Source organism: Mesocricetibacter intestinalis, from assembly GCF_004363295.1.
GTDB classification, from domain to species: Bacteria; Pseudomonadota; Gammaproteobacteria; order Enterobacterales; family Pasteurellaceae; genus Mesocricetibacter; species Mesocricetibacter intestinalis.
In genome coordinates this window covers 323,859-348,455 of the sequence record NZ_SNYQ01000001.1, presented here as the reverse complement: position 1 = coordinate 348,455, position 24,597 = coordinate 323,859, and the positions used below count along the sequence as shown (strand labels likewise).

Here is a 24,597-nt window from a genome sequence, read left to right as displayed (position 1 = left end):
AACGGGAATAAAAGAGCGGTTGAAAAAGAGCAACTTTTTCCGACAATAACGTTCCTTCACGAAGCGCCGTCCCTCCCCCTCGGCTCAATCCGTATCATCTCAATAAAATTACGCCGCTCCGCCTTTAAAAGCGATATGGGTGCGGCGTACCTGCCGTTGAATTAGGGCTGACTGCCCTGAACATCAATAATAAATACTTCCGACTGCGTACCGAGTCGCATCGGAATGCCCCAGAAGCCATAGCCTGAGGTAACGAAAAAATGGCCGTTACCGATTTTGGCATAGCCGTAATCCAACCGATACAGTAAAGCGGTAATCAGGCCGGCGGGAAAAATCTGGCCTTTATGGGTATGGCCGGAAACCTGAATATCAATAGGCAAACGGGAATGTTTCTCTATTTCCGTGGGGCGATGATCCATCAGCAATACGGGTAAATCCGTATTCACCTGCGCCAACAAATGTTCCGTAGGCGGGCGTTGCTTTTCCAGATCATCATTGCGTCCGATAATAACGAAGGAATTATCTATGCTAACGGCCCTGTCCCATAGCAGGTTAATCCCGGCTTTACGGATTTCTTCCGCAATTTTTCCCGGTTGCACAAAAAAATCATGATTGCCCAAAGTGGCGTAAACCCCAAGCGGTGCTTTTAACTTCGCCAAATGGGACGACATTTCTTCCGCCCGATAAGCATTCAGATTATCGTCCATAATATCGCCGGGTAATAAAATCAAATCGACTTTTTCACGAGCAAAAATATGCGCCAGCCGATCCAGGCTTTGCGCACCGAATAATTTCCCCAAATGCAAATCGCTCGCCACTCCGATACGCATCGGCTTTAGCGGTTTATCCAGCTTTACCGCATAATAACGAACAACCGGCGTATAGGCATTGTAAATACTTAGCCCGGTTAACAGACATAGTCCGAGGGGATAGCATAATCTCAATACGAAGTTGAGTTTTTGCGGTGCAATAAAGTTTTTGCCGATGCGGAACAATAAGGCCAAGGTTAGGCTGATAAAAGCGGAGAAAAGCAGTAATACCAGAATCAGCGCGCTCAGTCGGAACATGGGCTGAATACGCAACACCGTCAGTAAAATCACGCTATTTGCCGACATATAGGTTAAAAATCCTATGGCTCGGCGCAGCCTATGTCCGATTCTGCCGCTTAACAACCAGAAAAGGGTGCGATTAAAAATATAGATAAACAGCTGCAATAGCAAAATTGCCACAGCAAAAGTAACATAATGGCGTAATTCCAAAAAAATCCTCCTTTTACCAACAAATAAAAGGGACGGTTGTCCTCCGTCCCTCACGCACATTAGCCTAATAGATCAGACCGAGGTTTGGAAAATAATTTCCTCCCCTTTCTGGGCCTTTTGGGTGTAAGCATTAATTTGATCGAAATTCATATAACGGTAAATATCCGCTTGCTCAGCCCGCAGCTCCGCCGCATAGGATAAATATTCTTGCGGCGTAGGTAATTTGCCGAGTATCGCTGCTACCGCCGCCAGTTCGGCGGAAGCCAGATATACGTTCGCCCCCTGACCGAGGCGGTTCGGGAAGTTACGGGTCGAAGTGGAAACCACGGTAGCGCCATTGGCAACCCGGGCCTGATTGCCCATACACAGGGAACAACCCGGAATTTCAATTCTCGCGCCGCTTTTACCAAAAATACCGTAATAGCCTTCCTCGCTCAATAAGGCGGCATCCATTTTTGTCGGCGGCGCCAGCCATAAGCGGGTCGGTATCATATCCTTATATTTGGCCAGTAATTTTCCCGCTGCACGGAAATGACCGATATTGGTCATACAGGAACCGATAAAGACTTCATCGATTTTATCTCCTTCGACTTCGGATAATAAACGAGCATCATCCGGATCGTTCGGCGCACATAAAATAGGCTCTTTAATATCATTCAGATCAATCTCGATCACGGCGGCATATTCCGCATCCGCATCCGCTTCCATCAGCTGCGGATCCGCTAACCATTGTTCCATTGCCCGAATGCGACGCGATAAGGTACGGGCATCGCCGTAGCCTTCGGCAATCATCCATTTCAACAACACTATATTGGAGTTAAGGTATTCTATCACCGGTTCTTGGTTTAATTTAATCGTACAGGCCGCCGCCGAGCGCTCCGCCGAAGCATCGGACAATTCGAATGCCTGTTCCACCTTCAGATTTTCCAATCCCTCAATTTCCAGAATTCGACCGGAAAAAATATTCTGCTTGCCTTTTTTCTCCACGGTCAGCAATCCCTGTTGAATGGCATAATAAGGGATCGCATGTACCAGATCACGCAAGGTGATGCCCGGTTGCATCTCGCCTTTAAAACGTACCAGTACGCTTTCCGGCATATCCAGCGGCATTACTCCGGTTGCGGCGGCAAATGCCACCAATCCCGATCCCGCCGGGAAAGAAATACCTATAGGGAAACGGGTATGGGAATCGCCGCCGGTACCCACCGTATCAGGCAACAGCATACGGTTTAACCAGGAATGAATTACGCCGTCCCCCGGCCGTAGAGATACGCCGCCGCGATTCATAATAAAATCCGGCAGGCTATGATGGGTCGCCACATCAACCGGTTTCGGATAAGCGGCGGTATGGCAGAAAGATTGCATCACCAAATCGGCGGAAAAACCCAAACAGGCTAAATCCTTTAATTCGTCGCGGGTCATAGGGCCGGTCGTATCCTGTGAACCCACGGAAGTCATTCTCGGTTCGCAATACTGCCCCGGACGGATACCCGCCACACCGCAGGCACGCCCCACCAGTTTCTGCGCCAGCGTAAAGCCTTTACTGCTTTGTGCCGCCGCTTGCGGTTGTTTAAATACCTCGGATTCGCCTAACCCCAGGGCGGTTCTGGCCTTATGGGTCAGCCCCCGTCCGATAATCAGCGGAATACGACCGCCGGCACGCACTTCATCCAGTAGCACTTCGGTCTTAAGCTGGAATCGAGCAATAACCTCATCCGTATCTTGGCGACAAATTTTGCCCTGATAAGGATAAATATCAATAACATCTCCCATATTCAGCGCGCTGACATCCACTTCAATCGGCAATGCACCGGCATCTTCCAAGGTATTGAAGAAAATCGGCGCAATTTTACCGCCGAGTACGATACCGCCCGCCCTTTTATTCGGAATATAGGGAATATCCTCTCCCATAAACCAGAGTACGGAGTTGGTCGCCGATTTACGGGAAGACCCTGTTCCTACCACATCCCCTACATAAGCCAGAGGATAGCCTTTGCTTTTTAAATTTTCGATTTGCTTAATCGGCCCGACATTACCCGCATCTTCGGGTTCGATACCTTCACGCGCATTTTTCAGCATCGCCAACGCATGCAACGGAATATCCGGACGCGACCAAGCGTCCTGAGCCGGCGAAAGATCGTCGGTATTCGTTTCTCCCGCCACCTTAAAAACGGTCAGGGTAATTTTATCCGCCACTTTCGGCCGGGACAGGAACCAATCCGCATCAGCCCAGGAACGCAATACCCGTTGCGCATGGGGATTGCCTTGTTGCGCCCGTTCCGCCACATCATGAAAATGATCAAACATCAGCAAAGTGGCGGACAGAGCATCGGCCGCTATCGGCGCCAGCTTCTCATTGTCCAGCGCCTTTAACAGCGGTTCGATATTATAACCGCCCTGCATGGTACCGAGCAGCTTCACCGCATATTCGGCACTAATCAGCGGCGATGAAGCGGTTCCTTCCGCCAGTGCGGCTAAAAACGCCGCTTTTACATAAGCCGCCTCATCAACCCCGGCGGGAATCCGGGTTTCAAACAATTCAAGCAGAAAATTCTCTTTATCCGCCGGCGGATTTTTCAATAACTCCACCAACCGGCCGGTTTGCTCTGCATTCAACGGTTGCGGAACAACCCCCAATGCCGCACGTTCCGCCACCTGTGTCTGATAATCTTGTAGAAAGTCGGTCATATATTGTCCTTTTTTGTTGAGTTTGCATTATTAGGGTTAAATAAATGTAAAATTCATCATAATACGGAAAAACTCGGCTAACAATACAAAAGCCGAAGATCCTGAAGAAAAAGCCCCGGTTTGCAGGCGTATACGTAAATCCTGTCGCCGAGATCACAAAATCATAAAAAAATCCGATTTTCCCTCTGGTATTTTTGCAGGGATACCGATATATTAGCGCACACTTGTAAGCTAAATTTCATAGTGTATTTTTTAAGGACTGCAATGTACTCAGATTATCACTTTATTGATCGGATCCGTCAGCAGGCGCAGGCCCGGGCGAATCATACCGCACTCCGTTATCATCGCAATGAAAGCTGGCACAATATTTGCTGGAAAGACTTTCAGTACCGAATCGATGCGATGTCGCGCGCCTTATTGGCCTATAATATCGGTATTCAAGATAAAATCGCGATTTTTGCTCATAATATGCCGAACTGGACCATTGCGGATATCGGCGCACTGCAAATCCGCGCCGTTACGGTACCTATTTATGCGACCAATACGGCAGCTCAAGCCATGTTTATCCTGAATAATGCGGACGTTAAAATTCTGTTCGTCGGCGATCAGGAACAATATGATCAGATTATGCCTGTTATTGCCCGCTGTCCCGCCCTGGAAAAAATTGTGGCGATGAAAGAGAGCATTGATTTACAAGGCCATCCGCAGGCCTGCCACTGGCAGGATTTTATCGCCGCCGGTTCCGCCGCCCAACAAAGTGAACTGGAAAGCCGTCTGGCGCATAAAAGCCTTGCCGATCTGTTTACGCTGATCTATACCTCCGGCACTACCGGCGAACCCAAAGGGGTAATGCTGGATTATGCGAATCTGGCTCATCAATTGAAAGCTCATGATCAAACCATTCAGGTCAGCGAAACAGATGTTTCTCTGTCATTTCTGCCCTTCTCACATATTTTCGAACGAGCCTGGGTCGCCTATATTCTGCATCGGGGAGCGACTAACTGCTATATTGAAGATACCAATCAGGTACGCGCCGCACTAAGCGAAATCCGCCCGACCCTGATGTGTGCGGTACCGCGCTTTTACGAAAAAATCTATGCGGCTATTACGGATAAAGTGCAAAAAGCGCCTTTCCATCGTCGCGCGATTTTCAACTGGGCATTATATGCGGCTAAAAAATACCGAGACAAAAACTCCCTCTTGAATCGCCTGCAATATCGCTTGGCGGATAAGGCGGTACTGGCTAAATTACGCAATCTGCTCGGCGGACGCATACGAATGATGCCTTGCGGCGGTGCCAAACTGGAGCCGGCAGTAGGCGCATTCTTCCGCCAAATCGGTATCAATATTAAATCCGGTTACGGTATGACGGAAACTACCGCCACCGTTTCCTGTTGGCAAGATAATGATTTTCAGCCGGATTCCATCGGTGCGGTAATGCCCGGTGCGGAAGTGAAAATCGGCGAAAAAGATGAAATTCTGGTACGCGGCGGTATGGTTATGCGCGGCTACTATAAAAATCCGCAGGAAACCGCACGGGCCTTTACAGCGGACGGCTTCCTCAAAACCGGCGATGCGGGTAAATTTGATGCGCAAGGCAATTTGTATATTACCGATCGGATTAAAGAGCTGATGAAAACCTCCAACGGTAAATATATCGCACCGCAGGCAATTGAAGGAAAAATCGGTAAAGATAAATTTGTCGAACAGATTGCGGTTATCGCCGATGCCAGAAAATATGTTTCGGCCTTAATCGTTCCTTGTTTCGAATCCCTGGAAGAATATGCCAGACAGCTGAATATAAAATATCATGATCGAATGGATCTGATTAAACATTCGGAAATCATTCGTTTGTTTGAGAAACGGCTGGAAGAATTGCAAAAAGAGCTGCCGAGCTTTGAGCAGGTGAAAAAATTTACCCTCTTGCCGCAGGCCTTCAGTACCAAGGCGGAAGAAATAACCCCTACGCTGAAATTACGCCGTAAAGTCATTCTGCAACGCTATAAGGCGCAGATAGAAGCTATGTACAGCTAATTACAACAAAATTAAACCCCGGCCATTGCCGGGGTTTTTAATTTTATCGGAGCAAAAAAATTACCAGCCGTAGTAAGGATGACGATGTCCGCGCCAGTAGCCATAGCCTACCGTCGGCGCAATAATCAGATTCGGCCGTGCCGAAGTGCGAGGAGATAAATTTCTGTGGCTACTATCGCTGCCGTTTAACGGCAGTGCGCTCTGAACCTGAGGTTTATTACGCTGTTCCGCCGCCACGGTATTACCGCTGTAAACCTTCTGGTTGTAAGCTTCAACCGCTGCCATATCCAAAGGCGCGGTAGGTTGCGGGGCCGGTGCGGAACAAGCCGCCAATAGGCTGAAAACACCGGTTGCACCGAATAAGCGAATAAGTTTTTTCATATTGTTCTCTCCTTGAGGAATTTCACAACGGGTATGGATATCCGCCTCCGTAACGGATAACTCTATGCCGGCGTCGTATTTTAGGCGCCAGTCCCTACAACCGGCTCCGTCGTTTCGTATAATTCCAACGGCAAGCCGTCGGGATCATTAAAAAAAGTAAAACGACGCCCGGTCAATTCATCATAACGAATAGGCTCCGAGGTAACTCCGTTGTGGCTTAAATAAGCCACAGCGCATTCAATATCCGCCACCTTAAAAGCCAAATGGCGCAAACCGCAGGCTTCGGGGCGGGTAACTCTGAGCGGCGGCGTAGGAAAAGAAAAGAGTTCAATCCGGCTGCCGTCGGCAAAAGCCAAATCCAGTTTATAGCTATCCCGTTCGGCGCGATAGGTTTCCGCAATAATTTGCGCTCCCAACAGTTCGGTATAAAATTTTTTCGCCCTCAGGTAATCGGAAGCGATTATCGCCACATGATGAAAGCCCTGAATCTGCATTGTCAATTTTTATTCTCCGCTAAAGTCAATTCGCCCCCGGGTTGCGACCCCATTATTGTATCGGGGTAAAGAAGAATTAAGCAAGGGGAAAGCGGCGAAAAAAGTACGGTGCTCGGATTAGTCTGCCGATACTTTGCCCGCATCCGACGATTTGCTGTTCAGTTCCAGTTCCGCCTGTGCGTCGCGAGCGGAGCGAATGCTTTTCTCAATCAGGCCGCGGCGCGGATCCTGTTCGTCCATCAGCCTTAACATCATGGCCCAGGTAACCGCCGCCATTTTATACTGTTCCGCCTCAAAATAGCGGAAAGCCAGTAAACTCAAGGCCTGCGTATTAGTATGATCGGCTCGGATAACCTGTTTCAACATTTCTTCACCGCGGCTTTTATCATAGGAATCCTCGGAAAACATGAGAATCCGCGCATAAGCGATCTTATATTCATTATTTTGCGGCTGCAGTTTCACCGCCTTAGCGTAGCTGTCCAATGCCAGCTGACCGTCGCTCATCCCCATACCGAGCTGGCCGAGCAACCACCAACTTTGCGCATCTTGAGGATTCTTTTGCAATTTGATCCGCAATGCGGTAGCAAATTGCTGCATTTCCGCTTCCGACAGCGGTTTGCTCTCCTCTTCCTGCAAGCGCTGATAAAAGTGCGGTAATTTTTGGTAAGTTTTTTCCAACATGGCTTCCGCTTGCCAGGCGCCGGTTTTAAAATAAACTCCGCCGGCAATAATGCACAGCGTTAATACAGCACTCACAAACCACAGTCTGTGCTGAGCTTTTATTGCAGATGCCGGTGCCGCCTGCTGTTCGGGAATATCTTCCAATAAGGTTCGCTGCAATTCGGTTTTCAGCAAAGTACTGTCTTCAAGCAGCCCTTGGCCTTCATCGCGTTCAATTTCCTGCAAGCGGTTAAAATAGAGCGCTTTATTCAAGGCATCACGATTAATCCCGTCCTTATCCGCACGAATATGCCATTGCCGTCGGCTGAGCAGCAGCGGGTAGAAACCGATCAATGCGATCAATAATGTAAGTAATAATGCGCCTAACCAAAAAAACATGAGTTATTCTTTCTCCTTTAATAAGCGCTCGAAACGCTGCCGCTCTCCTTCACTCAATTGCCCTTCGTCCCTTGTATCTTCTTTGCTTGCATCACTTTGCTCAAGTGTGCGGGAATGGGCAAAATCCGCCGTTTTTACGCCGCCAGAAGACTTGCGCCGTAAAATAAAAATAAGACCGCACAGTAACAATAAAGCGGGAGCCAGCCATAAAATCAAAGTTGCGGCGGTCAGCGGCGGATTATAGGTAACGAAATTCCCGTAACGCTGTACCATATAATCCACCACTTCCTGTCGACTCCGTCCCTGCTGAAGCAATTCAAATACTCTGGCACGCATATCCACCGCAATGGCGGCATTGGAATCGGCAATATTATTATTCTGACATTGCGGGCAGCGCAGTTCCTGAGTCAAACGGTGATAATCCGCTTCCTGAGCGGGAGAAGCAAAATTCAGGGCGTCAATGGCTGCGCTAACCTGTAGGCTGAAAAACAGGCTGAAAAGAGCGGTCGAAAAAATGCGTTTTTGTCCCTTTGTCTTTTTAACGGTAGCTTTCAAACTGAGAAGCCCGGCTAATCTTTGCAATAGAGAGTTCATTCCTTATTCTCCGTCAAACGATAATAAAGAGGGGCTAATTGCTCCCGCCAGACTTTTTCGTTTACATCGCCGGCATGGCGATAACGGATAATGCCTTCGCCATCAATAATAAAGGTTTCCGGCGCCCCGTAAACACCAAGATCCAAACCGAAATCTCCTTTTTCGTCTTTCACCACCGTACGATAAGGGTTATCCAGCCGCTTCAACCAGCCAATCGCCTTGTCCGTTTTGTCTTTATAGTTCAGACCGATAATGCTAACCCCTTGCGCCGCCAGCTGGTTCAGATACTGATGCTCCGCATAACAGGTAGGACACCAGGTCGCCCAAACATTGAGCAAAATAGGTTTGCCCTGACGGAAAAGTTCGCCTTGATAAGCTTTATCATCAAACAAATCATAAAGCGTCCGTTGCGGTACCTCCTTGCCGATTAAGGCGGATTCCAACAGTTTGGGATCATCTCCCTGAGCATTGCGCTGTAGCTGGATCAGAAAGGCGGTAATCAAACCTAAAAAAATAATCAGCGGAAGATAAAAGGCTTTTTTCATAAAACTATTCCTCGGCCATTCCGGCTTTCTCCCTGCCGGTGCTGTCCGTTAATAAGCGACCGAAGCGGTAACGCCGGTCGAACATACAGAGCAATCCGCCCAGCGCCATAAACAGGCCGCCGAGCCAAATCCAGCGAACAAAAGGCTTATAATACAGGCGTAGCGCCCAAGAACCGTCCTCCAGACTTTCGCCCAAGGCCACATAGAGATCGCGTCCGAAGCCCCAATCGATTGCCGCCTCGGTCATGGTCATGCGACTCACCGTATAAAAACGTTTTTCCGCCAGTAGGCGGGCTTCCTGTTTACCCTGTTTGAATACCGCCACTTCAGCTCTGCCGCCGCTATAATTCGGGCCGTCCGCTTGAGTAATACCCTGAAAACGGTAACTATAACCGGCAATTTGCACTTCATCACCGGGCTTCATTCTGACATCCCGTTCAATACTGTAATTTTGGCTGAAGGCAATTCCCCATACTGTCATCGCCACTCCGAGGTGAGCCGCCAACATTCCCCATTGAGAGCGGGAGAGCTTGCTCAACCCGCGTATAAAACCGGTACGGTGGGTTGCCCGCTGCTGCAATTCGTACAGGCTCAGCAGCACGATAATGGTTGCCATCATACAGCCGAGTACGGCGCTGACGGTTAATTTATCCTGCAATAAATAAGGCAGGGCGAAACCGCTAATGGCGGTAATAATCAGGCTGAAAAAAAGCGGTTTGCGAATAGCGCTGAACTGATCCCTCCGCCATTTAACCAGCGGCCCGATTCCCAATAACAGGGAGAAAGGAGTCATAATAATCAGGAACATTTGATCAAAGAAAGGCGCACCGACGGAAATTGAACCTAATCCGAGCTGTTTATGCACCAAGGGCAACAACGTACCTATTAATACGACCAGCAATGCCGTCATCAGCAAAATATTATTCAGCAGCAGCATGGTTTCGCGCGAATAACGCCGAGCATTGCTCTGCGAGCGGATTCCTGCGCCTTTATAGGCGTACAGGGTAAGCGAACCGCCGATCACGATAACCAGATATACCAGAATATATAGCCCCCGAGTCGGATCGGAAGCAAAAGCATGCACCGAAACCAAAATGCCGGAACGAACTAAGAAAGTACCGAGCAAACAGAGAGAAAAAGCCAAAATCGCCAGTAATACGGTCCAGGCTTTAAAGCTGCCGCGTTTTTCCGTTACCGCCAGAGAATGCAATAAGGCGGTTCCTGCCAACCAAGGCATCAACGAAGCATTTTCCACCGGATCCCAGAACCACCAGCCGCCCCAGCCGAGTTCGTAATAGGCCCACCAGGAACCCAGAACGATGCCGAGGGTTAAGAATACCCAGGCCGCCATAGTCCAGGGGCGCGACCAACGGGCCCAGGCACTATCCAGCCGCCCGCTGATCAATGAGGCAATGGAAAAAGCAAAGGCCACGGAAAAACCCACATAGCCCATATAAAGTAAAGGCGGATGGAAAATTAAGCCGATATCCTGCAACAGCGGATTGAGTTCTCTGCCTTCTACCGGAAAATTCGGGAAGGTTCGGGCAAAAGGATTGGAGGTGAATAAAATAAAAATAAGAAAACCAATACCGATAATCCCCATAATCCCCAATACGCGCGCAGAGGCTTCGCGCGGCAGGCGACGGCTGAACAAAGCCACAGCTGCGCCCCATAGAGTCAGCAGCCAGATCCACAGCAGCAGGGAACCCTCATGAGAACCCCATACCGCAGACAATCGATAGCGCAGCGGTAAGGCGGTATTCGAATTATTTACTACATACTGAATACTGAAATCATTGCTGGCAAAGGCGTAAAATAAGGCACCGAAAGAAACGCTGAGGGAGATAAACAGCGCATAACTAAGCGGGCGGGCCAGCGACATCAGCGTAATATTCCCTTTTTCCGCTCCCCATAGGGGGAATACCGCCAACAACAGCGCTACGGCAAGGCTCAGCGCCAAAGCATAATTGCCTAATTCAGCGATCATTTGATATCCTCGGACTTATCTGAAGATAAGGCCTTTTCCTGCCGATCTCTTTCGCTTTCTCCGCGCAAATCGGAAACGCCCATAGGTTTATGCACCTGCTGCAGTTTTTCACTTAAATCCGGCGGCACATAATTTTCATCATGTTTTGCCAACACTTCGCTGGCTTCCAACACAGTCGGCGTTTTTAATACGCCCTGTGCCACGATCCCCTGCCCTTCGCGGAACAGATCCGGCAAAATGCCATCATATTCAACGGTAATTTCCGGACCGATATCATTCAGATTAAAACGTACTTTAAGCCCGTTAGGATCACGTACCACGCTTCCTTCCACCACCATACCGCCGATACGGATCCGCTGCCCGACTTCCGGGCGGGTGGACGGATCATCGTTTTTCCCCTGAATCACTTCCGACGGGGTATAAAATAAATCGATATTCTGACGCAGAGCATACAGCATTAAGGCCGCTGCCACCGCCACGCCCAATAATACAAAAACAACTATGGATAATCTGGATTTACGTCTGGGATTCATAAGCTTTCTCTCCCTTTCATCGTTTGTAAACGCTGCGCCCGTTGGCGTTCATGCCGAATCTCGGCAAAAATTCGTTTTTTCGCCCGATAACTCTGTAGCGTCAATAATAACAGGGCGATAAAAGATACGGCATAAGCCAGCCAGACATAGAAACCGTAGCCCCCCATGGCGAAGAAATCGCTCCAATTGTCGAAAAACATTTTTCTCTCCTTAGTCAAAAATCTTTGTCAAAAACGACCGCACTTTTAAACGCATTTGAGCATATGCTTGTGCGGCAATATGTATTGGCAAACCAGGTTCCCTCCTTTTATTTGGGTAAAAGACTGCCTCCGGCAGTACACAAACTCATTAATGGCGACGAAATTATTTCACCAGCGCATTCACCCAAGGGCGCTTCATATCTTCTCGTAATAAAGCATTACGATAACGCACCAAGCTTAGCCATAGGCTCAGCGCCATAAAACCGAAAATACTTAAAATCAGCGGAATCAGCATCGGCGTAGCAATAGAGGGTTTTTCAAATTTAGTAATACTTGCGCCCTGATGCAGGGTATTCCACCATTCCACCGAAAAATGAATAATCGGCAAATTGATAACGCCGACCACGCATAATACCGCAGCCGCTTTCATGCCGGTTGAACGTTGCTGAAAAGCGGAATACAACGCCAGCACGCCGAGATAAAGAAAGAACAAAATCAGAGAAGCGGTTAAACGTGCGTCCCACACCCACCAGGTGCCCCACATGGGTTTTCCCCAAACCGCCCCCGTTACCAACGATAAAAACGTCAGTACCGTACCCACCGGCGCCATTGCGATAACCGCCAGATGAGCCTGTTTAATTTGCCATATCAGACCGACAGCCGCCGCCACCGCCATAGAGGCGTAAATTCCCATCGACCAGATGGCCGACGGAACATGTACATACATAATCCGGAAGCTATTTCCCTGTTGGTAATCTGCCGGTGCGAAAGCCAACCCCCATACCGTAGCGACAGCCAGCAAAATCAGGCTGAGCGCCGCTGCAAAAGGGATCAGTCGTTCACATAAATAATATTGAGTTTCGGGTTTTGCATAAGGATGTAACCACTTCCACATATTCGTTTCCTTGTATTAATCTAAACTTATCCGTAAGGCCGCAGCAACGGCAAAGGGAGAAAAGGTCAAGGCAGCGGCAAGCATCGCACCTAAAATAGCAAGCTGCCCGTTATAGGGAAGATTCAAGCTTGCCGCATCCAATACCGAAGCGGAAAAAATCAGTACCGGAATAATTAGGGGAATCACAAGTAAGCTGAGTAAAACGCCGCCCTTGCGCAGACCGACGGTAAGCGCCACCCCGATGGCACCGATACAACTCAGCACCGGCGTGCCGATCAGCAATGTCAACACCAGCGCCCACCAAATTTTTATCTCCAGCGATAACAATAATGCCGCCGCCGGTGAAAGCAAAATGAGGGGTAAGCCGGTCAGCAGCCAATGCGCGATAACTTTCGCCAAAGCAGTTAATGCCAGGGGTTGCGACATCAGTATCAGTTGTTCCAAAGATCCATCGATAAAATCGTCGCGAAACAGACGTTCAAAGGAAAGTAACGCCGACAGCAAGGCTGCCACCCAAACAATCCCCGGTGCAATCTTCGCCAATAGCGCAGGTTCCGGCCCGATAACCAGCGGGAATAAGGTAATCACAATCAGGAAAAACCACAACGGATTTAAAATCTCGCCCTGCCTGCGCATGGCGATGCGCAGCTCGCGCCGGATAATTTGGGTAAATATCATTCCGCGTCCTTCCGCTTATTTCCGTTCATTATATTTTCTCTGCCTTAGTAAGCGGATGTATTCCGCTTTTCCACCGCTTGTCATATCCCTCGTCTAACATAGACAAATTAAATAGACAACTTAAACAGGTATAAAGTGCGGTCATTTTTTGACAATTTTTTATCGAGCCGCCTGCTATGATTAGATAACCCTTAAGCGCCGATTTTATATTTTTCCAGCCGCAATATTTGCAAGGCCGTACTAGGAACTTCCTGATGGCTGGTCAGGATCACCATTCCGCCTCTGTCCGCCTGATTTTCAAACAGCTCGGTTAAAATCCCCACCCCTTTTTTATCAATAGCGGTGAAAGGCTCGTCCAAAATCCATAAAGGCGCCTGAGATAACCATAAACGGGCCAGCGCAATACGCCTTTGCTGTCCTGCCGAGAGATGCCCGGCCTGAATATCTTCACGCCCCAATAAACCGACCTTCTGCAGCGCCTGCCATAATACCTCTTCCCCTTGGCGACAAAATCCGGTGTGCTGATAGAAAGCTAAATTGCCCCAAGCGCTAAGCTCGGGCTTCACGCCGGCATAATGCCCCAGGTAAAGCAAATGATGATAATATTCCTCACGGCAGGCATAAATCGATTTATCATTCCAGCGCACTTCTCCCGTTAAGGGGCGGGAAAGACCGGCTAAAATCCGCAACAAACTGGTTTTGCCGATTCCGTTATGCCCTTCAATCTGAATGAAATCCCCGGCTTTTACACATAAATTCAATGCGCCGAACAGGATATCCTCACCGCGTTGGCAACTCAGATTTTCCACAATTAATTGATTTTGCACCAATATCTTCCGTTCTTCCTTATCATGGGCGAATTTTAGCACAAGCTTGGCTAATCAAGTAGCGCTTAGGCGACGAAACCCCATACTCATTTAGTTGTAAATTGGCGGTTTTATTGATTCTGAGCAAAATTTTATCGCCACAGGTAAAAAAATTGTTATGTTATATCAAAAAATATGTAAAAAATAATTAAGTACAATTCATAAAAATAACAAAATAAAAAATCACCGGCTCAAAAAATAAAAAAATTTAATTTTAATAAAAACAAATAAAACAGAATATTACTCCAATTAACAAAATTACGAACCCTTTCTTAAGGGATAAAACGCTAAAATTTAATTTGACAGCAGAATTTTAAACGCATAAATTAATACCCATACTCACAAACACAACAACCGGGGATCTTTATGTTCGGCTTTACTTCTCTTCTGATTAACCTGCTGCGCTCATCATATGTGTGCGGATAGGCTGTGGATGAAATTAAACCGAAACTAAGCCCCTATAATAAACCCGCACAAGATGCGGGTTTTTTTATCTACTCAGCTCAACCGGAAGGACAATAAAATGACAGACCAAGTGATTATTTTCGATACCACATTACGCGACGGTGAACAGGCGTTAAAAGCCAGTTTGACGGTAAAAGAAAAATTACAGATTGCATTGGCGCTGGAACGTTTGGGCGTAGATGTTATGGAAGTGGGTTTTCCGATTTCTTCATCGGGAGATTTTGAATCGGTACAAACCATCGCCCGACATATAAAAAACAGTCGCGTATGTGCTTTATCCCGCGCTCTGGATGCGGATATCGACGCCGCCGCCGAAGCTTTAAAAGTTGCGGAAGCCTTCCGTATTCATACCTTTATTGCCACCTCCGCACTGCATGTGGAATCCAAACTGAAGCGCAGCTTCGACGATGTGGTCGAAATGGCTGTACGGGCGGTAAAAAGAGCGCGCCGTTATACCGACGATGTGGAGTTCTCCTGTGAAGATGCGGGCCGTACCGGTATTGATAATATTTGTCGCATCGTGGAAGCGGCAATTAACGCCGGCGCCCGAACGGTCAATATCCCCGATACGGTCGGCTATTGTTTACCGACCCAATACGGCGCTATTATCGCCGATGTCGTTCAACGCGTACCTAATATCCACAAAGCGATTATTTCCGTTCATTGCCATAACGATTTGGGCATGGCGACCGCCAACTCCTTAACCGCCGTACTAAACGGCGCCCGTCAGATCGAATGTACCCTTAACGGTATCGGAGAACGTGCCGGTAATACCGCCTTGGAAGAAGTGGTGATGGCGATCAAGACCCGTCAGGATATGTTTAATATAGATACCCGTATCAATACCCAGGAAATCCACCGTGTCAGCCAAATGGTCAGTCAAATTTGCAATATGCCGATCCAGCCGAATAAGGCCATTGTAGGTGATAATGCTTTCGCCCATTCTTCCGGTATTCATCAGGACGGTATGTTGAAAAATAAAAATACCTATGAAATTATGTCTCCGGAAACCATCGGCTTGAAAAAAGAAAAATTAAATTTAACCGCCCGTTCCGGTCGTGCCGCCGTGAAAAACCATATGAGCGATATGGGTTACACCGAACAGGATTACGACTTAGATAAGTTATATCAGGCCTTCCTGCATTTAGCCGATAAAAAAGGGCAGGTCTTCGATTATGATTTAGAAGCCTTAGCCTTTATTGATATGCAGAAAGGCGACGAAGATCGTTTAACCCTAGATGTGATCACCTCACAAACCCTCAGCGGATTACCTGCCTCTGCATTTGTTCAGGTAGAGTTGGACGGCCAACGAATCAATCGGGCCTCCAACGGTGGTAACGGCCCTGTAGATGCGGTTTATAACGCCATTCTGCAAATTGTCGGTATGGATGTGAAAATGTCGCACTATAGTCTGACCGCCAAAGGAGAAGGAGCGGAAGCCTTGGGACAAGTGGATATTGTGGTGGAATACGAAGGGCGTCGTTTCCACGGCGTGGGGCTGGCTACAGATATAGTGGAATCCTCCGCCCTCGCCTTAGTACATGCGATTAACGCCATTTACCGCTCCCAAAAAGTAGCAGATGTTACTAAGAATTTAAAACATTAATCATACAGGAAAATAAACTATGCAAGAGTACAATATTGCCGTATTGGCCGGGGACGGAATCGGCCCCGAAGTCATGGCGGAAGCCGTTAAAGTATTAAATGCGGTACAGCAAAAATATGGATTTAAATTAAACTATCGGTATTTCGACGTGGGCGGTATCGCCATCGATCGCCAAGGTGAACCCCTGCCCGCCGCCACCTTAAAAGGTTGTGAAGAAGCCGACGCCATATTGTTCGGCTCTGTCGGCGGTCCTAAATGGGCGGATTTGCCACCGGCACAGCAACCGGAACGGGGAGCGTTATTGCCGTTGCGCAAACATTTCGCGTTGTTTTGCAACTTACGTCCCGCCAGATTATATAAGGGGTTGGAAAAATTCTGCCCGTTACGCGCCGATATTGCGGCTAAAGGCTTTGATATGGTTACCGTACGTGAATTAACCGGCGGAATTTATTTCGGTCAGCCTAAAGGGCGGGAAGGCAGCGGCGCCCAGGAAAAAGCCTATGATACCGAAATCTACCACCGTTATGAAATCGAACGTATCGCCAAAGTGGCATTCGAAACAGCGATGAAGCGCAATAAAAGAGTTACCTCGGTAGATAAAGCCAATGTACTGATGAGTTCGATTTTATGGCGCGATACCGTTAATGAGGTGGCGAAACAATATCCGCAGGTGAACTTAGAGCATATTTATATCGATAACGCCACCATGCAGTTGATTAAAGCGCCGGAACAATTTGACGTGTTACTCTGTTCCAATATGTTCGGCGATATTATCTCCGACGAATGTGCAATGATCACCGGCTCCATGGGAATGCTGCCTTCCGCCAGCCTGAATGAAACCGGCTTCGGACTCTATGAACCTGCGGGCGGTTCCGCACCGGATATCGCCGGCAAGGGAATAGCCAATCCCATTGCTCAGATTCTCTCCGCCGCAATGATGTTGCGCTACAGTTTCCGTTTGGAAGAAGCGGCTAAAGCTATCGAAACGGCGGTACAGCAAGTATTAACTCAGGACCATCGCACTGCGGACTTAGCCGATCAGGGCGAAAGCCTTTCCACCGCACAAATGGGTGATCTTATCGCTCAGGCCATCGAATAAAAAATACAACCGCTAAATACGGATAACATAGCGCGAATACAGGATTACCCCATGAAAAAAACACTCTACGAAAAACTTTTTGACGCCCATGTGGTATATGAAAAAGAAGGGGAAACCCCCATTATTTATATTAACCGTCATTTAATGCACGAGGTTACTTCCCCCCAAGCATTCGACGGTTTGCGTGTGGCCCGCCGTCAGGTACGTCAACCGACTAAAACCTTCGCCACCATGGATCATAGTATTTCCACCCAAAGCCGCGATCCCGCCGCTTGCGGCGAGCAGGCGCGAATCCAGATTCAGGAACTGGAAAAAAATACCCGAGCCAACCATATTTCTCTGTACGATTTAAATAACCCTAATCAGGGTATCGTTCATGTAGTCGGTCCCGAACAAGGGCTGACCTTGCCGGGCATGACCATTGTCTGCGGCGACTCCCACACTGCGACTCACGGCGCATTCGGCGCTCTGGCCTTTGGTATAGGTACCTCGGAAGTAGAACATGTACTGGCGACCCAAACCTTAAAACAGGCGCGGGCGAAAAAAATGAAAATAGAAGTACGGGGTAAAGTTGCTGCGGGAATCACCGCCAAAGATATTATCCTTGCCATTATCGGTAAGACGACAATGGCGGGCGGAACCGGATATGTAGTCGAATTTTGCGGCGAAGCTATTCGCAATCTCTCTATGGAAGGGCGTATGACCGTATGTAATATGGCGATTGAAATGGGAGCGAAAGCCGGTTTAATCGCACCGGACGAAACAACCTTCGCCTATTTAAAAGACCGCCCCCACGCCCCTAAGGGGAAAGACTGGGAAGAGGCGCTAAACTATTGGAAAACATTAAAAACAGATGAGGGTGCGGAATTCGATAAGGTAGTAATATTGGAAGCCGAAGATATCGCCCCTCAGGTTACCTGGGGTACCAATCCGGGGCAGGTTATCGCCATCGATCAGAAAATACCCGATCCTGCCCATATTAACGATCCCATCGAAAGACAATCGGCTCAAAAAGCACTAGCTTATATGGGATTGCAGGGCTGTCAGGATCTGAAAGAAGTCAAAATAGACAAAGTTTTTATCGGTTCCTGCACCAATTCGCGAATTGAAGATCTGCGCGCCGCCGCCGCCGTAGCAAGAGGACGTAAGGTCGCCGAAGGCGTACAGGCGTTAGTTGTACCCGGCTCAGGGTTAGTTAAAGAGCAGGCGGAAAAAGAAGGATTGGATAAAATCTTTATTGAAGCCGGCTTTGAATGGCGCTTACCGGGCTGCTCTATGTGCCTGGCCATGAACAACGATCGTCTGGGCGAATGGGAACGCTGTGCTTCCACCAGCAACCGTAACTTTGAAAGCCGCCAAGGGCGTAACGGCCGCACCCATCTGGTCAGCCCGGCAATGGCCGCCGCCGCCGCAGTTACCGGCAAATTCACCGATATCCGCAATATGGATCTTAATTGAGTTGAAGCAGGAGAACATAAGATGCCACAACCTTTTACACAACACAGCGGAATTATAGTTCCGCTTGACGCCGCCAATGTGGATACAGATGCGATTATTCCGAAGCAGTTTCTACAGGCGGTAACCCGGGTGGGTTTCGGTAAACATTTATTTCATGAATGGCGCTATCTTGATGCCGAGGGCACCCAACCGAACCCGCAATTCGTCCTTAACTTTCCGCAATATAAGGGCGCATCAATATTACTGGCGCGAGAAAATCTCGGCTGCGGTTCATCACGCGAACACGCTCCCTGGGCATTAGCCGATTACGGTATCAAAGCGATGATCGCCCCGAGTTTTGCCGATATATTTTATAGTAACAGCCTGAATAACCACTTACTGCCAATCCGCCTAACGGAAGAAGAAGTAGATGAGATTTTTCACTGGACGCAACAAAATCAAGGCGGGCAGGCGCATATTGATTTAGAAGCCCAAAGCGTACGGGTAGGTAACAAAAGCTACCGTTTCGAGATTGATCCTTTCCGCCGCCACTGCTTGCTAAATGGGTTGGATAATATCGGTTTGACCTTACAACATGAAGCGGCAATTGCCGCCTATGAGGAAAAAATTCCCTCGTTCCTGCGCTAGGCATAAATACAACAAAAGGCTAAATTTAATATTTAGCCTTTTTTATTCCTCTAAGCTCAGGATAATTTTAACTGACGGCGTATTTTACGCAACAGCAAAAAGACCCATGGCCATAATATACCGCTAATCAGCGCACCAAAAACTTCCTGCCAACGAAACGTGGCGTTATGCACGAATAATTCCAGCAGAAACACAAAAATACGTACCAGAAAGACTAACAGCACAATCAGCAAGCTCTGTTGCCATAAGGACAGATTACGCAAAATACGATGATATCTGGCAACTAAATAAGCCATACAGGAAAGTACCATCGCATGAATACCCAGCACCGAGCCCAAAATCACGTCCCAAATCAAACCTAACACAAAGGCTGTACCTATATTAACTTTATTCGGCAAAGCCAGTATCCAGTAAGTCAGCACCAACACCAACCAAGCGGGCCTTAAACTCCATAAAGCCGCCGGCCAGGGAGAAATTTCCAGTACCAGTGCGAAAATAAAAATAAGCAGTAATACCAAGAACTGTAACAGCAAACGTCCTTTCATTAATCATTCTCCCGATGTTCTTGCAGTTCGGGTTCAAGCGGCGGAAGCTCGCCATTGTTCATTTCCGGCGGTAGATTTTCCGGCATTTTATCCTCAGGCAAACTCGCTGGAGGAAGATGCTCCTTAGCCTCCGGCTCCGTAACGGGATCTTTTTTCAGACCTTGAGCCTGGCTGTTTGCTAAGCGCTGTTTCACCGCATTGCGTACGTCCTGCGGAGAAATCGACTGCGCTTTACGCATTTCTTCATTCGTTGGCCAAAGCAGCAATACATAGCGCAAGCGCTCCATTGAAGCCAGAGGTTTAACCGTAATAGTGGCAAAATAGTTAGAGCCGTCGCGCGATACGCTATCGACAATAGCCACCGGATAACCTTCGGGAAAACGTCCGCCCAGCCCGGAAGTAACCAGTAAGTCGCCCTTAACGATATCCACCGAACGCGGCACATTATCCAAGCTCAATTCATCGCTGCGCCCCGTACCGCTGGCAATCACCCTAACATCATTGCGCAATACCTGAACGGGAAGAGAATGAGTCGTATCCGTTAGCAGCAGTACCCGGCTGGTGGTTTCTCCTACGGAAATAATCTGCCCGACCACCCCTTTCTCATCGATAATGGGCTGCCCTACATAGGCACCGTCTTTTTTGCCCTGATTAATCACTACCTGCTGATGATATACATCAGTTTCCGCCGTTAAGATTTCAGCAATTTTCTTATATTCGTCGGTGCGCAGGGGAGAATTAAGCAATAAACGCAGACGCTGATTTTCTACTTTTAATTGATCCAGCAATAATAAATCGGCGTTTTTCTCGCGTAACTGAACCTTCAGCACTTTATTTTCAATCTGCAATCTATTCGTATCGACTAAATTTTCCGATAGGTTATCCAGCACGGAACGAGGCGTATTCGCCAGATAATACAAACCGCCGACCATCGAATCCATCACATTGCGCAGCGCCAGAACGGCATTTGTCTGCCCGTCCGAAAGGATTAGCCCGACAGAAACCGCAAGGGCAAGAATCAATCGAAAGCCAAGGGGCGGTGCTTTTCCGAAAATGGGTTTCATCTGTATATTTATCCGAACAAACTAAAAGTGCGGTCAAAATTTACCGCACTTTATTTTTCGACCCTTAAAGAAAGGTCGTATTAATCTTCACTGAAGACATCGCCACCATGTTTATCAATCATCTCCAAGGCTTCGCCGCCGCCGCGAGCGACGCAGGTCAAAGGTTCCTCGGCAACCACCACGGGTACGCCGGATTCTTTCGACAACAGCACATCTATATTACGTAATAAAGCACCGCCGCCGGTTAATACCATACCGCGTTCAAAAATATCCGCAGCATGTTCGGGTTTACATTCTTCAAGTGCCGTACGCATAGCCGTAACTATGCCGTCCAGAGGTTGTTGAATCGCTTCCAGCACATCGCGGGAAGTCAGACGGAATGCGCGCGGCGCCCCCTCCGCCAGGTTACTGCCGTACACTTCTATTTCCTTCACTTCTTCATCATCTTGAATATAGGCGGTACCGATTTCCTGTTTAATATGCTCCGCGGTGGTTTCACCGATAATCGAGCCGAAGGTACGACGCACATAAGCGATAATGGCTTCGTCAAAACGATCACCGCCGATACGTACCGAAGAAGAATAAGCCACGCCGTTTAAAGCGATTACCGCAATTTCCGTAGTACCGCCACCGATATCTATTACCATGGAACCTGTAGGGGTTGACACCGGTAATTTTGCACCTATTGCCGCAGCCATAGGTTCCTCGATTAAATAGACCTCGCGCGCACCTGCACCTATTGCAGATTCTTTAATGGCGCGACGCTCCACCTGAGTAGCGCCGGCCGGCACGCAAATAAGTACGCGCGGGCTAGGGCGTAAAAAGTTACCGCTATGCACCTGCTTGATAAAATGCTGCAGCATTTTTTCGGTTACGAAGAAATCGGCGATAACCCCGTCTTTCATCGGGCGAATGGCATCAATATTATTTGAGGTACGTCCCAGCATCATTTTAGCGTCTTTACCCACCGCAATAATGCTTTTCAGGGAGCCGGCGCGATCTTTACGAATAGCTACGACAGAAGGTTCATCCAGTACGATGCCCTGCCCTTTGACATAAATCAGAGTGTTCGCCGTCCCCAAATCAATGGAGAGATCATTGGAAAATAAACCGCGAATTTTTTTAAATAACATAAGAATTCCGTTAATAAATAAAAAAGAGAGAAACGTCCGTGGAGTTTACAAAAAATTGTGGCTAAATGTATCAAAAAATCAACTTTTTTTACAGTGAATTTTACAGAAATTTGTAACCTTGTCCAAACAGAATAAAGAAGTCCGCTTTCATTCCCCCTTTAAAGCGCTAATAATTTCAAACTTAAATTTTTCCCCCGGTGCTTAAATTTCCGCACTAGGTTAATATCGAAAAATACCTTATGCCACATAAAAAAAGAGCCCGATATCATATCGGGCCGGAATACCAAAGGAGTATAAACATGACTAAATGGAGTGATTAAAATTAAACAAAAGTTTTTTCGCTAAAAAACCAGCCGGTCTTTATTTTTTTCCAGAATGGCATTGCCTATGCCTTTAACTTCCAACAACTGCTCCACGGCGGTAAAAGCACCGTGCTGCTGGCGGTAATCCACGATCGCCTGTGCTTTTTTCGCACCTATACCGACCAAAGCCTGCTGGATTTCCTCGGCGCTTGCCGTATTAATGTTCAGTTTATCCGCTAAAGGCGCGGAAGATTGACTACCCTCGACCATAGCGCTATTCATTCCGTCCGCACTCATCAGCTTGGAAGCGGATTGCTCCGACGATTGCGCCGACAATTGAACGGGTAATAGCAAAGCGGCGAATACAGTAATAAGTCCGGTAAGTTTTCTTGTTGAAAGCAGCATAATTTCTTCCTTATTCAGAATGAAACCTAGATTGTATAAAGCCAACGCTTATCGATTCTATGCAATAAAAACGGGGGAACAATACTTACCGGGAGCTTTTCGGATCGGGATCGCATAAATAAGGAAGTGTAATTAAAACTTGCCGGATAAATTACCCCAGGCAATTTATCCGGCAGAGATATGGAGAGGAATCGAGAGGCTTGGCTCACTCAGTTTATGTTCGCTCAGTTGACCGCTTTAATCCTTAATTCTTTCGGAACTTCGAATACGGTATTTTCTTCGCAACCGCGCAGTTCTTCCACGCTATCCACCCCTAACAGTTTCAGACGTTCAATTACCGACTGCACCAGAACTTCCGGCGCCGAGGCACCTGCCGTCAAGCCGATAATTTCAACATTTTCAAGCCAGTTCGGTTCAATATCCTCGGCATCGTCGATAAGTTTTGAACGGGTTCCCATACGGGACGCCAATTCCGCCAGACGATTGGAATTGGAAGAGTTTTTCGAGCCTACAACTATTACCAAATCCGCCTGTTGCGCCAATTCCCGCACCGCCTGCTGGCGATTGGTCGTCGCATAACAGATATCGTTTTTGCGCGGCCCCTGAATGGCGGGGTATTTTTCCTTCAAGGCTTCGATAACATCGGCGGTATCATCAATGGATAATGTGGTTTGGGTCATAAAGGTAAGGTTACTATCGTCCTGCAAGGATAAATTCGCAATATCCTCCACATTTTCCACCAGAAAAATTCCCCCTTCCGCATTATCGTACTGCCCCATGGTACCTTCCACTTCGGGATGCCCCTGATGCCCGATTAAAATAGCCTGGGTACCTTTGCGACTTGCGCGGGCAACCTGCATATGGACTTTAGTTACCAGCGGACAGGTAGCGTCAAATACTTTCAGATTACGGTTTTTCGCTTCTTGGCGTACCGATTGCGAAACGCCGTGGGCAGAAAAAATCACAATGGCGCCGTCCGGCACCTCATTTAGTTCCTCGACAAAAATCGCCCCGCGCTGCCGTAATCCGTTTACCACGAAACGATTATGCACCACTTCATGTCGCACATAAATCGGTGCGCCATGAATTTCCAGCGCCAACTCGACGATACTGATGGCACGATCCACGCCGGCGCAAAAACCGCGCGGATTAGCTAAAAGAATTTTCATTGATTTCCTTCACTCTTTTTATGCTCGCTATTTTTAACCGCATCCAATGCCAAGAGCCCCGCGCCGATACAAATCGCCACATCGGCAAGATTAAAGATAGGATAATGATAAATATCCCAGTAAAAATCTAAAAAATCCACCACGAAACCATGGTAGCTGCGATCCGCCATATTTGCCAACGCACCGCCGATAATCAGGGCATAGGCTGAATTCTGGAGCTTCTGGGCAAAGCTGTTTTTAGCTAAAAAATAAACCAGCATAAGGGATACGGCAATCGCTAATAGAATAAATAAATATTTCTGCCAACCACCGTGTTCCGCCAGAAAACTGAAGGCGGCACCGTAATTACGTACGTAAGTTAAATTAAACAGCGGAAAAACATTAATACTTTCATACAGTTCAAAATTCTTTACCACTAAATATTTACTAAATAAATCAAGGCAAAAAACAACCGCACTTAACCATAAAAAAGAAAGTCCCGTTCTTGCGGACATGAAGATATTCCTTTAAT

The 24,597-nt window shown here is 47.9% G+C and carries 24 protein-coding genes; 5 read left to right on the top strand and 19 right to left on the bottom strand.

Annotation, left to right across the window (positions count from 1 at the left end; translation table 11 throughout):
- Positions 1–161: 161 nt before the first annotated feature.
- Positions 162–1,259, bottom strand: coding sequence for a metallophosphoesterase (locus EDC45_RS01595; RefSeq protein ID WP_133542791.1), 1,098 nt, complete (start codon positions 1,257–1,259; stop codon positions 162–164).
- Between the two features lie 72 nt (positions 1,260–1,331).
- The gene (gene acnB, locus EDC45_RS01590; protein ID WP_133542789.1) at positions 1,332–3,947 is read right to left on the bottom strand and encodes a bifunctional aconitate hydratase 2/2-methylisocitrate dehydratase; all 2,616 of its coding nucleotides are present in this window, start codon (positions 3,945–3,947) and stop codon (positions 1,332–1,334) included.
- A gap of 264 nt (positions 3,948–4,211) precedes the next feature.
- Here acnB and EDC45_RS01585 point away from each other — a divergent pair, with 264 nt between their 5' ends.
- Positions 4,212–5,981, top strand: coding sequence for an AMP-dependent synthetase/ligase (locus EDC45_RS01585; RefSeq protein WP_133542787.1), 1,770 nt, complete (start codon positions 4,212–4,214; stop codon positions 5,979–5,981).
- A 60-nt stretch (positions 5,982–6,041) separates the two neighbouring features.
- On the opposite strand, the gene EDC45_RS01580 is transcribed toward EDC45_RS01585, so the two are convergent.
- From EDC45_RS01580 to ccmA, 11 genes are all read right to left on the bottom strand, one after another.
- The gene (locus tag EDC45_RS01580; protein ID WP_133542785.1) at positions 6,042–6,362 is read right to left on the bottom strand and encodes a hypothetical protein; all 321 of its coding nucleotides are present in this window, start codon (positions 6,360–6,362) and stop codon (positions 6,042–6,044) included.
- 80 nt (positions 6,363–6,442) lie between these two features.
- Positions 6,443–6,862, bottom strand: coding sequence for an SMU1112c/YaeR family gloxylase I-like metalloprotein (gene gloA2 / locus EDC45_RS01575; RefSeq protein WP_208107232.1), 420 nt, complete (start codon positions 6,860–6,862; stop codon positions 6,443–6,445).
- Between the two features lie 111 nt (positions 6,863–6,973).
- Complete coding sequence (ccmI, locus tag EDC45_RS01570) at positions 6,974–7,915, bottom strand: c-type cytochrome biogenesis protein CcmI (protein WP_133542781.1); 942 nt, start codon at positions 7,913–7,915, stop codon at positions 6,974–6,976.
- 3 nt (positions 7,916–7,918) lie between these two features.
- Entirely contained in the window at positions 7,919–8,509 is a 591-nt protein-coding gene (locus tag EDC45_RS01565; protein WP_133542779.1) for a cytochrome c-type biogenesis protein, read from the bottom strand.
- Positions 8,506–9,054, bottom strand: coding sequence for a DsbE family thiol:disulfide interchange protein (locus tag EDC45_RS01560; RefSeq protein ID WP_133542777.1), 549 nt, complete (start codon positions 9,052–9,054; stop codon positions 8,506–8,508). The genes EDC45_RS01565 and EDC45_RS01560 overlap by 4 nt, the downstream gene beginning before the upstream one ends.
- A gap of 4 nt (positions 9,055–9,058) precedes the next feature.
- Positions 9,059–11,041, bottom strand: a complete 1,983-nt coding sequence (locus EDC45_RS01555; protein ID WP_133542775.1) for a heme lyase CcmF/NrfE family subunit — start codon at positions 11,039–11,041, stop codon at positions 9,059–9,061.
- Positions 11,038–11,574: a cytochrome c maturation protein CcmE gene (gene ccmE, locus EDC45_RS01550; protein ID WP_133542772.1), complete on the bottom strand. Its 537-nt coding sequence runs from the start codon at positions 11,572–11,574 to the stop codon at positions 11,038–11,040. The genes EDC45_RS01555 and ccmE overlap by 4 nt, the downstream gene beginning before the upstream one ends.
- Positions 11,571–11,774, bottom strand: a complete 204-nt coding sequence (gene ccmD / locus EDC45_RS01545; protein WP_133542770.1) for a heme exporter protein CcmD — start codon at positions 11,772–11,774, stop codon at positions 11,571–11,573. Before ccmD ends, ccmE begins: the two co-directional genes overlap by 4 nt.
- A gap of 163 nt (positions 11,775–11,937) precedes the next feature.
- Positions 11,938–12,669, bottom strand: a complete 732-nt coding sequence (locus EDC45_RS01540; protein WP_133542768.1) for a heme ABC transporter permease — start codon at positions 12,667–12,669, stop codon at positions 11,938–11,940.
- A 15-nt stretch (positions 12,670–12,684) separates the two neighbouring features.
- On the bottom strand, positions 12,685–13,347 hold the full coding sequence (gene ccmB, locus EDC45_RS01535; protein ID WP_133542765.1) for a heme exporter protein CcmB: 663 nt from the start codon (positions 13,345–13,347) through the stop codon (positions 12,685–12,687).
- Between the two features lie 191 nt (positions 13,348–13,538).
- A complete protein-coding gene (gene ccmA, locus EDC45_RS01530; protein ID WP_424960653.1) occupies positions 13,539–14,174 on the bottom strand; it encodes a cytochrome c biogenesis heme-transporting ATPase CcmA in 636 nt (211 codons plus the stop codon).
- Between the two features lie 562 nt (positions 14,175–14,736).
- Between ccmA and leuA the strand changes: the two genes are divergently transcribed.
- Genes leuA through leuD form a run of 4 tightly spaced genes read left to right on the top strand, consistent with a single transcriptional unit; the run spans position 14,737 to position 19,468 of the window.
- Complete coding sequence (gene leuA, locus EDC45_RS01525) at positions 14,737–16,284, top strand: 2-isopropylmalate synthase (protein WP_133542762.1); 1,548 nt, start codon at positions 14,737–14,739, stop codon at positions 16,282–16,284.
- 19 nt (positions 16,285–16,303) lie between these two features.
- On the top strand, positions 16,304–17,383 hold the full coding sequence (gene leuB, locus EDC45_RS01520) for a 3-isopropylmalate dehydrogenase (protein ID WP_133542760.1): 1,080 nt from the start codon (positions 16,304–16,306) through the stop codon (positions 17,381–17,383).
- Positions 17,384–17,434: 51 nt separating this feature from the next.
- Complete coding sequence (gene leuC, locus EDC45_RS01515) at positions 17,435–18,841, top strand: 3-isopropylmalate dehydratase large subunit (protein WP_133542758.1); 1,407 nt, start codon at positions 17,435–17,437, stop codon at positions 18,839–18,841.
- 21 nt (positions 18,842–18,862) lie between these two features.
- Complete coding sequence (gene leuD, locus EDC45_RS01510) at positions 18,863–19,468, top strand: 3-isopropylmalate dehydratase small subunit (protein WP_133542756.1); 606 nt, start codon at positions 18,863–18,865, stop codon at positions 19,466–19,468.
- Positions 19,469–19,524: 56 nt separating this feature from the next.
- On the opposite strand, the gene mreD is transcribed toward leuD, so the two are convergent.
- The 6 genes from mreD to lspA all read right to left on the bottom strand — a co-directional run bounded on the left by mreD (position 19,525) and on the right by lspA (position 24,580).
- The gene (mreD, locus tag EDC45_RS01505) at positions 19,525–20,013 is read right to left on the bottom strand and encodes a rod shape-determining protein MreD (protein WP_133542754.1); all 489 of its coding nucleotides are present in this window, start codon (positions 20,011–20,013) and stop codon (positions 19,525–19,527) included.
- Complete coding sequence (gene mreC / locus EDC45_RS01500; protein WP_133542752.1) at positions 20,013–21,077, bottom strand: rod shape-determining protein MreC; 1,065 nt, start codon at positions 21,075–21,077, stop codon at positions 20,013–20,015. Before mreC ends, mreD begins: the two co-directional genes overlap by 1 nt.
- 80 nt (positions 21,078–21,157) lie before the next feature.
- Positions 21,158–22,210 (bottom strand): rod shape-determining protein, encoded by a 1,053-nt coding sequence (locus EDC45_RS01495; protein WP_133542750.1) that lies wholly within the window; start codon positions 22,208–22,210, stop codon positions 21,158–21,160.
- A gap of 341 nt (positions 22,211–22,551) precedes the next feature.
- Positions 22,552–22,917 (bottom strand): ComEA family DNA-binding protein, encoded by a 366-nt coding sequence (locus EDC45_RS01490; protein WP_166635089.1) that lies wholly within the window; start codon positions 22,915–22,917, stop codon positions 22,552–22,554.
- 224 nt (positions 22,918–23,141) lie between these two features.
- Positions 23,142–24,086 carry a 4-hydroxy-3-methylbut-2-enyl diphosphate reductase gene (ispH, locus tag EDC45_RS01485; protein WP_133542748.1) on the bottom strand — a complete coding sequence of 315 codons (945 nt, stop codon included), beginning with the start codon at positions 24,084–24,086 and terminating at the stop codon, positions 23,142–23,144.
- A complete protein-coding gene (gene lspA, locus EDC45_RS01480; RefSeq protein ID WP_133542746.1) occupies positions 24,083–24,580 on the bottom strand; it encodes a signal peptidase II in 498 nt (165 codons plus the stop codon). The genes ispH and lspA overlap by 4 nt, the downstream gene beginning before the upstream one ends.
- Between the last annotated feature and the right edge of the window lie 17 nt (positions 24,581–24,597).